The 13439-nt window shown below is 65.9% G+C and carries 8 protein-coding genes and 2 pseudogenes; all 10 read right to left on the bottom strand.

Going from position 1 to position 13439, the window contains the following annotated elements; all coding sequences use genetic code 11:
* Positions 1 to 670 (bottom strand): annotated as a pseudogene (locus SSP29_RS34215) (lysyl oxidase family protein); the annotation flags it as partial.
* Positions 671 to 1040: 370 nt separating this feature from the next.
* Positions 1041 to 2090 (bottom strand): integrase core domain-containing protein, encoded by a 1050-nt coding sequence (locus SSP29_RS34210; RefSeq protein WP_368669274.1) that lies wholly within the window; start codon positions 2088 to 2090, stop codon positions 1041 to 1043.
* The gene (locus SSP29_RS61360) at positions 1972 to 2829 is read right to left on the bottom strand and encodes a transposase (protein WP_368669273.1); all 858 of its coding nucleotides are present in this window, start codon (positions 2827 to 2829) and stop codon (positions 1972 to 1974) included. Before SSP29_RS61360 ends, SSP29_RS34210 begins: the two co-directional genes overlap by 119 nt.
* A gap of 209 nt (positions 2830 to 3038) precedes the next feature.
* Positions 3039 to 3194: pseudogene (locus SSP29_RS34200) on the bottom strand (IS256 family transposase); the annotation flags it as partial.
* A gap of 283 nt (positions 3195 to 3477) precedes the next feature.
* Positions 3478 to 6525 carry a non-ribosomal peptide synthetase gene (locus SSP29_RS34195; RefSeq protein ID WP_150135440.1) on the bottom strand — a complete coding sequence of 1016 codons (3048 nt, stop codon included), beginning with the start codon at positions 6523 to 6525 and terminating at the stop codon, positions 3478 to 3480.
* A 4-nt stretch (positions 6526 to 6529) separates the two neighbouring features.
* Positions 6530 to 7615 (bottom strand): phosphotriesterase family protein, encoded by a 1086-nt coding sequence (locus tag SSP29_RS34190; RefSeq protein ID WP_089104749.1) that lies wholly within the window; start codon positions 7613 to 7615, stop codon positions 6530 to 6532.
* 21 nt (positions 7616 to 7636) lie between these two features.
* Positions 7637 to 8371 carry an ABC transporter ATP-binding protein gene (locus SSP29_RS34185; protein ID WP_245883358.1) on the bottom strand — a complete coding sequence of 245 codons (735 nt, stop codon included), beginning with the start codon at positions 8369 to 8371 and terminating at the stop codon, positions 7637 to 7639.
* A gap of 54 nt (positions 8372 to 8425) precedes the next feature.
* Positions 8426 to 9157 (bottom strand): ABC transporter permease, encoded by a 732-nt coding sequence (locus SSP29_RS34180; protein WP_218036941.1) that lies wholly within the window; start codon positions 9155 to 9157, stop codon positions 8426 to 8428.
* Between the two features lie 117 nt (positions 9158 to 9274).
* The gene (locus tag SSP29_RS34175) at positions 9275 to 10300 is read right to left on the bottom strand and encodes an ABC transporter substrate-binding protein (RefSeq protein WP_089104746.1); all 1026 of its coding nucleotides are present in this window, start codon (positions 10298 to 10300) and stop codon (positions 9275 to 9277) included.
* 132 nt (positions 10301 to 10432) lie between these two features.
* Positions 10433 to 13414 carry a type I polyketide synthase gene (locus SSP29_RS34170; RefSeq protein WP_218036940.1) on the bottom strand — a complete coding sequence of 994 codons (2982 nt, stop codon included), beginning with the start codon at positions 13412 to 13414 and terminating at the stop codon, positions 10433 to 10435.
* Positions 13415 to 13439 lie beyond the last annotated feature (25 nt).

Here is a 13439-nt window from a genome sequence, read left to right as displayed (position 1 = left end):
TCTTGTCGGGTATTCCGAACAGGTCGTGGTACTTCTTCGCCACCGACACCTTCGCGGTGTAGACGCCGGCCGGCAGGTCGATAGCGTTGTCCCCACGGAAGCCCTGGGATGTGGCGGCCGCCCAGCCCTTCTCGACTCCCCACACCCCTCCGAGCGCGAACGGGTTGTCGGAGCAGCCGTCGGGGTACTTCGAGGTGGCCGGGGCGTCAGGCCGGATCCGGCCCGCCCGGTTGTTCGGGCAGAACGACTGCGTGGTGTCGACCTTCTTCGCGCCCGACTCGTCGCTGATGCTGACCTTGAGGAAGCCCGGAAGGCCGGAGAAGTCCTTCACCAGGCCCTTCGGCAGGGTCTTGGTCACCGTCCGGCCGCCGGAGCGGATCACCTGCGACGCGACGACAGGGTCGTTGTAGGACTTGCGCGTCACCCGAAGCTCGAACGGTCCCCCGTCGACCGTGATGTAGGTGCCGAGGTCCAGATAGACCCCCGGCTCGCCTTCCCATCGGTCGACGGTCACCGCGGGGGTGGTGGCGATCAGTTCGAGCTTCGGCGTGCCCGCCGGTGTCGCCGCTCCCGCGCCGGGCGCGGCGAGGGTTCCGGCGGCGCCGACGGTGAGGGCGGCAGCGGCGATGACCGCCGAACGCCGTAAGGCATTGGGGTGGTGTCTGGTCATGGGTGCTCTTTCTGCGTCTGGTCGGGACGAGTCGTGCACGTCTTGCAGGCACGGGAGGAGGTGCTTGTGTGCCATCTGTGAAAAGGGTAAGAAGTCGACGCAGGTTGCCTGGCAACCGAAAGTCGCCTTGAATGTCGGCTCGTTGCCGCCGTCGACTCGGTGATCGACGACCGCCTGCCACTCGGCCGGGCCGGAGAAAACACGCAGACCGGTGCGCGGGCTTCTGCGCCGACGGATCGCTCCGGGGGAGCACTCGCCAACATGTGCACGAGCAGAAGTCGGCCACGCCGCTCAGCCGGGACCTACCGCGGTTGAAGTCGCCACCGAGTGAGGGGGACGGTGTCCCTGCCGAGAATCTCGTCCGTGCAGGTCAGGTCGCATGCTGGTATTCGTGGAGGGTGCCGCCGAGGCGGTCGCGTCGTCGTATGTCGAGGTGGGCGATGGCGTCCGGGTCGGTGATCGGCGGTGGCGGGGGGTGCAGCGGGCGGGCGTCTGCGATGCCTTGGTGGGGCTGGTGGGAGTTGTGGTGCTGTTCGAACTCGCGCAGGGCGTGGAGCAGGTGGCGCTGGTTCCGGACCAGGGTGCGGTCCAGCAGTTCGCGTCGGCAGGTTTGCACCCAGCGTTCCAAGAGCGCGTTCATCCGCGGCAGCCGGATCCCGCTGAGTACGACCTCGATCCCCGCATCCTCAAGGACGGTGTCGAACGGGGCGGGGTACTTCCCGTCGTGGTCGCGGATTATGAACCGGGCCAGGCAGCCGGCATCCTCGAGATCCATGCCGAGGTTCCTGGCGGCCTGTGCCACCCAGGAGGCGGTCGGGTGCGCCGTCGCGCCCAGGATGTGGATGCGCCGGCCGGCGTGCCCGATCACCGCGAACACGTACAGACGCGCCCCGGACAGGGTGACCGCTTCGAAGAAGTCACATGCCGGCAGGGCATCGGCCTGGGAGCGCAGAAAGTCCGTCCAGGTGCTGGAACCCCGCTCGGGTGCCGGGTCGATCCCCGCCTCCTTCAGGATCTCCCACACCGTGGAGGCGGCCACCTGCACGCCCGGAACCAGCAGCTCGCCGTGGATGCGCCGGTAGCCCCAGCCGGGATTCTCCCGCGCCAGACGCAGCACGAGAACGCGGATCGAGCGCACGGTACGCGGCCGACCCGCACGCCCCGGCCGGGAACGGGCCGCGTGGCGGCGCGAGACCAGGTCACGGTGCCAGTGCAGCACAGTGTCCGGGCGCACCAGCAGCCGTGCCCGGCGCAGCACACCGCGCGGGAGCCGGTGCAGTAGCGCGGCCGGGAACACCCGGTCACTCGGGGCGAACCGCCCCCGATCCCGGCCGAGCCGGCGTTCCAGCACGGTGATCTGATGACGCAGCGCGAGGATCTCCGCGTCCTTGTCCCGGTTGCTCACCGGCAGCAGCCGCAGCAGGGCGAACACGTTCGCCACACCCGGATGGGCAAGTCGAAGCAGCACGACAGATCATCCTGCCGGGGCACTCACCAGGTGCCCAGAGCACCCGCCCGAGCGCCCGCGCTCGACACCACCCGTACACCAGCCCCCACCAGGACGGATGAGTTTTTCGGCAGGCGCAAGGTCGGCCCAGGACTCGGCGGACTCCCCGGTCGCCGTCGGCCATCGCGATCAGCTCCTTGGCGCCGTCCGCACGCACGCCCGTGACGACCAGCACGCAGGACTTCGCCTCCGAGAGGCGGATTCGCAGGTGGATGCGGCCCACACGTAGACGTAGTCGGTGGCCGACAGGTCGCGCTCGCCGAATGCCTGGTGATCTGCCTGCCACTGCCCGGTCAGCCGAGTGACCGTGGCGGGTGAGAGGCCGGCCGAGGAGCTGCTCCAGAGCGGGCACGAAGTCACCCGACGACAGGCCGTGCAGGTAAAGCAGAGGCAGCACCTCGCTGATCTTCGGGGACTTGCGGGCCCAGGGCGGCAGGATCGCCGAGGAGAACCGTCTGCGCTCCCCGGTGAACTGGTCGACGCGCCCGTCGTTGACCCGCGGGGCCTTTACCTCGATCGCCCCGGCCGCTGTCGTGACCTTCCTCGGCCGGTGGAAGCCGTTGCGCACGACCAGACGCCGCCCGGACTCGTCCCGCTGATCGGCCAACTCAGCTATGTAGGCGTTGACTTCCGCCTCCAGCGCGGCGGCCATCATCCGCCGTGCGCCCTTGCGGACGATGTCGTCAATTGGGGAGCCGTGTGGTGTCGTTCCGTCTTTCGTTGACTACCGTGATCACGGGCGTGCCTTCCCGACGACGCGCCAACGTCGGCCTAATCGATGACCATCACAGGATCATTCGGGAAGGTACGCCCTTCACGCGCCAATCCAAGCCTGATTCACAGGTCTTGAGCATTGCTCCTGACCTGCCCGTACTCGGCGTTGCAGAGGGCGTCGGCCTCCGCGGACATGAGCGCGTCGGCGAACGTCTTGACCATCGCGCGCAGCAGATCGGGACTCGTCGCGGCGAGGTTGTCCTCTGCGAGGGCGTGCCGGGGCAGACTGTCAGGTGCGGTCATCGTGCTGATCTCCTTCGAGGCTTCGATACTTCGAAGATCAGCCGGTGGCCGTTCATCTACGAGCGGGCACCATCCTGATGCCGGAACAAACGTCCGGATCACGTCGAACCAGTACATCACTTCCCTGGACGCAACCAGGGGCTGGGTGGCCAAGGGGTGGTCATCTGTGCAGGGTCGGTGCAAAGGAGCGGGTTGCAGCAGTGTTGTCGGGTGCCGATCGGGGTTCTGTTCTTGTCGCTATTCGACAGTTTCCCGTTGAGGTGCGCGATGGCCATGAAGAGGCTCATCCGACGATGGATGCGAGGCGATCGTCAAAACCCTTGAGTAGTTCCAGCGCGGTGGCCTCAGTGGTTGCCTCCCGCTGAAATGAGAGTACTGCCCTTAGCCCACCGTCCGATTCCGGCCAGATCTCCAGATGTAGTTCCAGAGGCAGGGCCGTATACGGCTGGCGTATGAACACGCTGGTGATACCTGCCAAGTTGAGCACCGGTGGATCGTTGTCCTGCATGGCGAAAAGGATCTGGAAGACCGGAGGGCGTCCTGGAGTCGTCGTTCCCACCTTTTGCGCGACGGTAGGGAAAGGCACGTCACTGCGGCTGAAGGCTCGCCGGACCAAACGCTCGGTCTCGTGGACGCCGGCCGCTCCGCCGAGCAGGGCCTTTCCGCGAAGACGCAGCGGCACCATGGTGATGAAGCATCCGATCGCATGCTTGAGTTCGGGCGCGGTGCGCTGGGCAACCGGAATGCCTACTGCGAAGTCGCCCTGGTCGCAGACCTCGGCCACTGTGTTCGCCCATGCTGAGAGGAGCACCGCGAACCGGCCGGCGCCGAGCGTCTTGCCTCGGGCGTCCAGTGCCTCCACCATCGCTGCGGGCAGGGACAATGCGAGGCGCCCTGTACCCGAGTCCCCGGGGCCGGGTGGTTCCGGCCAGCCGATCTCTGGCACATCCTGGAATTCAGTGCAGACCAGTTTCGCCTTGGCGTCGAGATCCACGCCGGCCGCGCTCGCCGACAACAGCAGGGCGCGCTCTGTCGGCGTGGGCGGAACCGAGGAATGACTCCGTCCCGAGTAGGCATTCGACAAGTCTCGTGCCAGGACCGACTCCGACCAGCCGTCGAAGGCTATGTGGTGGACCACCAGACCGAAGAGCCAGCCGCCGGTCTCCGCCACTGGTACCAGCGCGGTGCGCCACAGGTCCGCCTCCTGAGGTTCGAGGGGTTCGGAGAAGAGCTCCACCAGCGCTTCGATGGCGTCGTCGAGGGTCCCCCGTTCCTCCTGTAGTTCCAGGGCGGGGGGAAGGATGTCGCTGACGCAGGCCGAGGGCAGGGGATCGACTCGGAAAGCGGTCCGCAAGGACTGATGACGCTCATGAACGGTGGCGACCGCCCCTTCCAGAACCTCTTGATCAAGAACGCCGTCGAGCTGCCAGAACATCTGGCAGTACCCGGATCGGTCATCGGGCGCCACGAGATGCCGCGTCAGGAACACCAACTCCATCGGTGTCAGCGGAATGCCCGCTCCCAGGGGTGGTATTGCATGGTCGCTCTGCGTCTCGTGCAGCCAGGGTCCGAGTTGCTCGGCGGTTGGGTACTCGTACATCCGCGACAACGGAATCGGACGGCCCACGTGCTTACCGATCCTCGCGCAGGCGCGTGCCGCGGTGAGAGAGGAGCCTCCCAGTTCGAAGAAGGACGCCTGCGGTGGCACCCCTGTCACGCCGAGCACCGACGCGAAGGAATCGGTCACGAGGCGGACCCATGCGTCAGCGATCGGGGCGCCGTATTCCTCCATGGGAGCCTGCGGCACTCTGGCGAGCAAAGCCTGCTCGTCCAGCTTCCCGCGTGCGGTCAACGGGAACGAGTCGAGGAAGATCACCGCGACGGGACGCTGGTAGGAGGGAAGGTGCTGTTCGAGCACGGTCTGCAGGTCCGACGGCACATCACCTGGAGACACCGGAATACAAAAAGCGATCAACTCGTGGACGCGTGCGGTCTCGTTCCAGCGGGGCACCACTTGGCAGTGGGACACGGAAGGCGCCAATACCTCGATCTGCCGCTCGACCTCGGCCGGTTCGACACGGTTGCCACGGACTTTCACCTGGCGATCGATCCGCCCCTGGAACTCGACGACCCCTTCCGTCTGCCAGGCGCCCAGGTCCCCTGTGCGGTACACCCTCACCTGTTCGCCGTCCAGCGTGATGTAGGTGAACTTCTCTGCCGTGAGCTCTGGTTGCCCGAGATAGCCGAGGGCCAGTCCGTCCCCCGCCACACATATCTCCCCGGTCTCGCCCACCGCGCACATACGGCTGCCGTCGAGCACGAAGACGGACGTCCCCGGTACTGCACGGCCCAGTGGAATGCCGCCCGGTCGAGCGCAGTCAGCGGGCTCGATGCGGTGCGTGGTCGTGAACACGGTGCTCTCCACCGGGCCATACCCATTGATGAGGGTCGTGTCGGGGAACCGCTTGAGAAACCGCCGAACGTGCTGCACCGAGAGGCGTTCACCGCCGGTCATGACCTGGGACAGGCCGCTCATCGCCTCCAGGTCCTCATCAACGATCAGGTTGAACAGACTGCTGGTCAGCCAGACCGTGTTTGCCCCCGCACTCGCGATCAGATCACGCAGAACCGTGGGTGTGAGAAAAGGCTCATCGATCAGAACCGAGGTGCCGCCGTTGTACAGGGCGCCCCAGAGTTCCAGCGAAAAGGCATCCCACGGTGTCGCGGCGGCCAGCGGGATAACCGTGTCCATGCCGAAATCGGCGAATGTATCCGTGCGGAACAGCCGCGTCGTCGCGCCGTGCGGGGTCACCACGCCCTTGGGCCGCCCTGTGGTCCCCGACGTGAAGAAGACACAGCACGGGTCGGATGCTCGGACACTCATCGACGTACGCCTGTTGGGTCTCTCGACGCCGGTGGCCGAAGGTGACCAAAGGGGCGCCGCAAGTCCTGCCGTCATGTCCGGCGGTCCGACGACCAGGGGTGGATCCAACTCGTCGATCACCGCATTGAGTCGAGTGAGCGGCCACTGGGGATCGAGGAGCGCATAGGCCGCCCCGAGCTTGAGAACCGCGAGTAATCCCACGACCAGCTCCACCGACCGCGGTAGCACGATCGGCACGAGGTCGCTGCGACTGACACCGGCCGCCTCAAGCTGAACGGCCCAGTGTTCGGCGCTGCTGTTCAGTTCACCGTACGACACCTGACGGTTCCCTGTGATGAGTGCTGTGCGTTTCGGATGCGAGCGAGCAATGCGCGCGAAACCGTCGTGCAGCCCCTCCTTCAGGGGCTCGCTGTCAACTTGCCTGGTCCGCAGGCTCTTTGACTGCAAAGCTCTACCTCCCTTGCCAGGTGATGAGGTGGGACCGTCCGGATTCTTCTGAGGCCGCTGGTGTCAGTTGGTCCAATCCCAGAAGTCGTGTCGCGTTGCCGGCGAGTTGTTGGTGCACAACCTCTTCACCGAGACCTGCGTTCCTCAGCCAGTCGGGTAGAAGGCGGGGGAGATAGTCGTAGCCGACTCCTCCGAATTCCGTCAGTTGAGTACGGGTGCACACATCGTGGGAGTGGGTCAAGCGATCTGCGTAACCGAGTTCCACAAGCTGGAGCAGGGCTTGAACGCGTTCCGCGTCCTTGGGCATGCGGACCTGGCCGTACTGGTACTCGTCGCCCCAAATGTCGAAAGCGACGTAGCAGCCGCGGTCGAGCAGACTGGTCAGCATCGTCGTGTCTCCCGCGCCGCGGACATCTAGGTGGCAGAGGCTGACTCGGGCTGGATCGACGCCGTGGCGTTCGAGTGTGTCCAGGGCTTCAGCGCCTTCGGGACTCCACGGGTGCAGGTGCACGAAGACGGGTGCGCCGGTGCGCCGGTGCGCCTGAGCGGCTGCGGTGAGTGCCGTGACCTCCCGTGGTGTGATCGGGCTGCTGGTGCCGATCTCGCCGATGACTCCGGCTGGGTGGTCGGGATCGGTCAGGGACTGCACCATGGCGTCCGCCAGTTGTTCGGCTGACGCGTCGTGCAGCGACAATGGCCAGGAGCTGTCAATGTAGGGTCCGCACCCCGTGATGATGTCAATACCTGTGCGTGCCGACACCTCGGCCAGTCGCTTGGTGTCCCTGCCGATGGTGTCCGGAGTGAGGTCGATGATCAGGGGGAGCGGGGAGACCGCGGTCAGCCGGGTGAGTTCCCGGACGGCAAGTTCCATGTCGTCCAGGACCAGGTTGTCGGGGCAGGCGAACGGATTGCCTCGGACCAAGTCCAGGTTGTCTTTCCCGACTTGCTGGTGCTGGAGCAGTGGGTAGTGCGGATCATCGGTTGCCAGCCAGCACCGTAGATCAAGGAAGATGTGTTCGTGGGCGAGCACGGTGTCGTAGCGCGCTGAAGGGCTCTCACCCAGCACAGTGCGCGGCTTCCATCGGGGCATGTCGAGACTTCTCCCTCGCGCTCAGGAGAGGGCTGTGTCTGCGGCGGTGAAGATCTCTTCGTATGCCTCTGCGCAGGCTTCCCGATATCGTTCGTCGGACGCGAGGTCGCGATTCCGGGGGCGGGGCAGGGCGATGGGGATCTCACGTCGGAGCTGTCCCGGTGTGCCGCTCATGACGATCACCCTGTCGGACAGGTACACGGCTTCCTCGATGTCGTGGGTCACGAACAGAACGGTCAGACGGTGCTGTTCCCACAGCTGGGTCAGCAGGTCCTGCATCACACGTCGGGTCAGGGCGTCGAGCGCGCCGAAGGGTTCGTCCATGAGGAGCACCTCGGGTCGGTACGACAGAGCTCGCGCGATGGCGACCCTTTGTTGCATTCCGCCCGAGAGCTGGTCCGGATAGGCGTCTTCGCGACCGCCGAGTCCTACTTGGCGCAGCAGGTCCAGAGCTTCGGCGCGGCGTTCCCTGCGGGGCAGGTCCGGCTTGTCCCGGAGGGCGAATTCGACGTTCTGCGCGGCGGTCAGCCAAGGAAAGAGGGTGTACTTCTGGAAGACCATGCCGCGATCACGGCCGGGGCCCCCGACAGGGTGGCCTCCCAGGGTGACAGTTCCGCTGGTCGGTGGTATCAGCCCGGCTACGACATTCAGGAGAGTGGATTTGCCGCATCCAGATGTACCGACGAGGGAGACGAACTCGTTGTGCGCGACCTCAAGATCGAACGGTGCGACGGCTGTGGTGTCGCCGAAGGTCACGGAGATCTGCCGTAGTCGCAGATGAGCGGTGTCACGGTGCACGACTGGTCCTTGTCACTTGTGGGGTGTGGCCGTACGGAACATCAGAGCCCCCAAACGGCGAAGGATCTGGTCGGTGGCAAGGCCGAGGAGACCGAGCACCAGCAGGTAGCCGATGATCGTTTCTGTGGCCAGGTAGCGTTGCGCGATGGTGATGCGGTAACCCAGGCCCGAAGTCGCCGCGACGAGCTCGGCGACGACCAGCCACGTCCAGGCCCAACCGAGACTCACACGCAGGGAGTCCCAGAGCGCTGGCGCGGAGGCTCGCACGACGATGCGTTGCAGGATCCGGCGGTGGCTGAGGCCCAAGGTGCGACCCACGTCGATGAGTTCCTGGGGAATGTGGCGGACATTGTCGGTGAACAGGAGTACTTGCTGGAAGAACGTCCCGATGAAGATGATGAGGAACTTCTGGCCGTCATCCGTGCCCACCCACAGGATCGTCAACGGTACGAAGGCGACGACTGGCATGTAGCGGATGAAGTCGATGACGGGTTCGAAAACGGCTGCCCAGAGCCGATATCGGCCCATCAGGATGCCCAGCGGCAGTGCGAGGACGGTGGCCAGGGTGAAGCCGACTCCCACCCGGTAGACCGATACGCCCAGGTCTTCTCCCAGCTCGCCGCCGGACGCGAGTTCCCCGAGCCTTGTCAGTACGGCGGCCGGGTTCGGCAGAAAGAGCTTGTCGACCCATTTCAACTCGGTGATCAGCCACCAGGCGCCGAGCAGCACGAAGAACGACGTCACCGAGGCGGCCGTGGACGCCGTCCGACGAAACCGCCCAGGGCGTCGAGGAACGCGTGGAGTCGGCCTGCTGAGCCCGACGGTGGAGTCTCGGTCTTGGCCCACAAGGTTGGTCATGGTTCACTTCCCGCCTTGTAGGTAGCGGTTGTCGACCGCGGACTTGGGGTCGACGTCCCCTTGGAGGAGACCTGCCTCCTTGGCCACGGCGGCGACTTCGGGGAGCACGGATGTGACGTACTTGCCTGTCAGCTCCGCGTCGTTCTCGGCGCGGCCGTAGTACTTGATGCCGTCGAATGCTGTGCGCAGGTCCTCGGTCTTTGCGCCGACGCCTCGGGCGATGACTGCCTGGGACGAAGCAGGGTGGGCCGCGTATTCGCCGATCGCGTCGTTCCACGTCTTGATCAGTGTGGCCACTTGGCCCGGTCGCTTGACCAGGGCGTCACCGCGAACCACGAACACATCGGAGATCAGCCCCGGTTTCTCGGCCGCCGTATACACCGATCGGATCTTCGGTTCCTTCGCGCGCGCGGTGGATATGTACGGTTCGTAGGTGACGGCGGCATCGACACGGCCGGCTATGAAGGCACTGCCGGCGTCCATCGCCGACATGGGAACACGCTTGATGTCGTCGATGCTCATGCCGTTCTGACGCAAGCCGTAGCGCAGCAGGATGTCGCTGGTACTGCCTTCCTCGTATGCGATGCGCTTGCCCTTGAGCGCTTTGACGTCCGGGGTGTCTGCCCGAGCGAGGATTGCGTCGGCCTGGAGGCTGACGTCTTCGAGCATGACGATCTTGATGTCGACGCCTGAGGCGATCAGATTGAGCGCGGTGTGTGACGACACGTTGGCGCCGTCTATCTTCCCGCTGGCCAGTGCGGCGCTGAGTTGGTCATCGGTGGTGAAGTTGACCTGCTTGAAGGTGACTTGGCGCTTTTTGGCGAAACCCTTCTCCGTTGCGATGTACCAAGGCGCGTAGCCGATCCAGGGCTGTGTTCCTATCCGGAAGGTTCCGGGCTCGGGGGCGGCGGGGATGGACACCGGCCCGTCGGAGGCGGAATGGTCGGCGGTGCTGCCGCAGCCTGCGGTCATCGCGAGCAGGGCGACAACAACAGCCGTGTGTCCGACGAGGAGTTTGATGGATGGCATGGGCAGGGTGCTCCAATGAGGGGTCGTCGTAAAGCCAGTGGTATGGACGGTCGGCGGGACGCGTGTGCCGGCCAGGAGGGTCGAGCGACCTGAGTGCGGATCAAGCAACCGCACCGGAGCCCGGCCGGAAAATCACGCCGAGGAATCCCTGGCGCGGGTGACGGCTTCGGCGACCCCGGCGATGGTCGGCTCGGCGAAGAAGTCCCGCAGGGAGACGACCACGTCGATCTCCGACCGGATCCTGCTGATGATCTGTACGGCCAGCCATGAATCGCCGCCGAGGGAGAAGAAGTCCAGATCGGGCGTGAGGCCGTCGAGCCCGAGCAACTCTTCCCAGATGTCGGTGACGGTCGTCCGAGCGTTCTCCGCGGTCACGGCGGTCACGGCGGTCACGGCGGTCACGGCAGGCGGGGCAGGCGGGACGGGCGGTTCTGGTGGGGGCAGGGCCGGCTGGGCCACGGAGATGCTGGTGTCGGTACCCAGCCAGAACCGCTGCCGTTGGAAGGGATAGGTGGGCAGCACTGCCTTGCGCCGTGTCGCACGGCGGCGCGCGGTCCAGTCCAGATCCGCGCCGGCGTTCCACAAGGCCCCCAGTGCCTCGGCAAAGGCGTGTTCGTCTTCGCTCGGACCGCTCCGATGAGGGCCGAGGGAGGAGATCACGGTCGCGGAGCCCGCGCGCGGGTGCTGAGCGGCAAGAGAGGCCAACGTCCGGCCCGGTCCGACCTCCAGCAGCAGGCAATCAGGGAGTTGAAGGAGCTGTGCCATCCCGTCGCTGAAGCGGACCGGGTTGCGCAGGTGGGCTGTCCAGTAACCAGGGTCTGTTGCCTGTGCGTCGGTGATCCACGTACCGCTGAGATTGGACAGGTACGGAATCGACGGCGGCTGGAGCTGGTGCGCGTGCAGGGCCTTCTCGAACGCGGGCAGGATGCTGTCCATCAGCTGTGAGTGGAAGGCGTATTCGACGTGAAGTGGTCGCAACGCCGTTCCCGCGGCGCTGAGTTCGTTACGGAGGGTGGCGAGAGCGGCTCGGTTCCCGGAGACCACGGTGAGCGCGGGCGTGTTGACCGCGGCGACTTCGAGAGGCCGTCCCTGGAGCAGGGTGCTGACCTCGGCCTCGGCAAGGGGGAGGGCGAGCATGCCGCCTTCCGGGGTGGAACTCATCAGTCGGCCACGCAAGGAGACCAGCGCCAAAGCCTGCTCCAGGCTGAAGACGCCGGCCAGGCACGCGGCGACGTACTCGCCGAGGCTGTGTCCGATCATGGCGGTGGGCGAGACCCCATAGGCGGTCCAGGTTCTGGCTAGAGCGAACTCGACTGCAAACAAGGCTGGTTGAGCAAGGCCGGTGTCATCGAGCGCCGTTTCATCGTCGCCCTTCGAGGGCGGGTCGCACACCAGGGCCCTCAGATCCCGTCCGAGTTCCGGCAGGAGCAGCTCCGCGCAGCGGTCGAACTCCGAGCGGAAGACCTCCTCGGAACGGTAGAGACCCGCGGCCATTCCGAGGCGCTGTGTGCCTTGCCCGGGAAACATGAACGCCACCTGGAGAGAGGGGGAGTTGTTCCGTGTCGTCGCATCGGCCGACGCTCGCCGGCGGAGTGCTGCAACCGCGGCAGCGGTGCTCCGGGTGACGACGTTGTCCCGGTGCTCCAGGCGTTTGCGGCCGAGCTGCAAGGTGGCGGCCACGGAGGCGAGATCTGCCGCTGGCGTCCGGTCCAGGTGATCGGCGAGATCAGCCGTGATCCGGCGCAGGGCCTGATCGCTGCGGGCCGAGAGTGGTAGCACCTGCCATTCGGTTGACGACGCAGTTGCCTCGGCGCGGGGGGCTTCCTCCAACACGACGTGGGCGTTTGTCCCGCCGATACCGAACGAGCTCACTCCTGCCCGCCGCGGACTGTCCTGGGCCAGCCACGATGACAGCGAGGCGTTCACGTAGAACGGGGCCGACTCGATACCCAATTCGGGATTGGGGCGCTCGTAGTGCAGGGTCGGCGGGAGCAGGCCGTGCTTGAGCGAGAGCACGGTCTTGATCAGCCCCGTGACGCCCGCGGCGGTGTCGAGGTGGCCGATGTTCGACTTCGCGGTGCCGATTGTGCAGTGTTTGACGCCGTCTGCGGACTTGCCGAACACCCTTGTCAGAGCCGCGAGTTCCACGGGGTCACCGAGCGGTGTGGCGGTTCCATGAGTCTCGATGTAGCTGATGCTCTCCGGCATGAAGCCGGCGACCTCCAGGGCGGCTGCCACCACGTCCGCCTGGCCTGTCTCGGATGGTGCGGTGTATCCGAGTTTGGCCCGGCCGTCGTTGTTGATCGCCGAACCCTTGATCACCGCGTGGATCTCGTCACCGTCGTCGAGAGCGTCCTCCAAACGCTTGAGCACCACGATGCCCACGCCCTCGCTCGGAACCGTGCCGCGGGCGTCGGCATCGAAAGGACGGCAATGGCCGTCGGGCGAGGTGATCCCGCCCTCCTCGTGGACGTATCCGGAGACCTGCGGGAACATCAGCGACACCCCGCCGGCGAGGGCGAGGTCGCACTCGCCGTTCAGCAAGGACTCCGCCGCCGTGTGCACGGCTACGAGAGAGGACGAACACGCTGTCTGTACGGTGACACTGGGACCGTGCAGGTCGAGCTTGTAGGAGACGCGGGTGGTGAGGAAGTCCTTCTCGTTGCCGATCGCGATTTGGAAAGGATCCACTCGGTCGGCAGCCTCGCCGACGGCTCGCAAGTACCGGTTGGCCCCGGCGCTCCCGAAGACGCCGATCGGTCCCGCGAATCGCGTCGGGTCGCAGCCCGCGTGTTCGAGTGCGGTCCAGGCGCACTCCAGGAACACCCGGTGCTGCGGATCCATCGTCGCTGCCTCACGTGAGGTGATGTCGAACAGCGCCGCGTCGAAACTGTCGGACTCATCGATGATGCCCCGGGCGGGCACGAAGTTCGGATCGGCCAGCAGCGACGGATCGGTTCCGGCCGCGAGCAGTTCGTCCTCCGAGAAGAACGTGATGCTCTCCACGCCCTTCGTGAGGTTCCGCCAGAATTCGTCGATGTCGGCGGCTCCCGGGAAGCGCCCTGCCATGCCGATCACGGCGATGTCCTGCGGGCGCTGCTCCGATGCCGCCAACTCCCCCCTGTACGGACTCTCACTC

It is taken from the genome of Streptomyces hyaluromycini, assembly GCF_002217755.1.
In the GTDB taxonomy this organism is placed as follows: domain Bacteria; phylum Actinomycetota; class Actinomycetes; order Streptomycetales; family Streptomycetaceae; genus Streptomyces; species Streptomyces hyaluromycini.
This window is presented reverse-complemented; position numbering and strand designations above follow the sequence as displayed.

Excerpts from the sequence above, each read along its gene's own strand:
- SSP29_RS61360 (WP_368669273.1), bottom strand. The coding sequence starts at position 2,829 with ATGGCCGCCGCGCTGGAGGCGGAAGTCAACGCCTACATAGCTGAGTTG.
- SSP29_RS34190 (WP_089104749.1), bottom strand. The coding sequence starts at position 7,615 with ATGCCCCGATGGAAGCCGCGCACTGTGCTGGGTGAGAGCCCTTCAGCG.
- SSP29_RS34175 (WP_089104746.1), bottom strand. The coding sequence starts at position 10,300 with ATGCCATCCATCAAACTCCTCGTCGGACACACGGCTGTTGTTGTCGCC.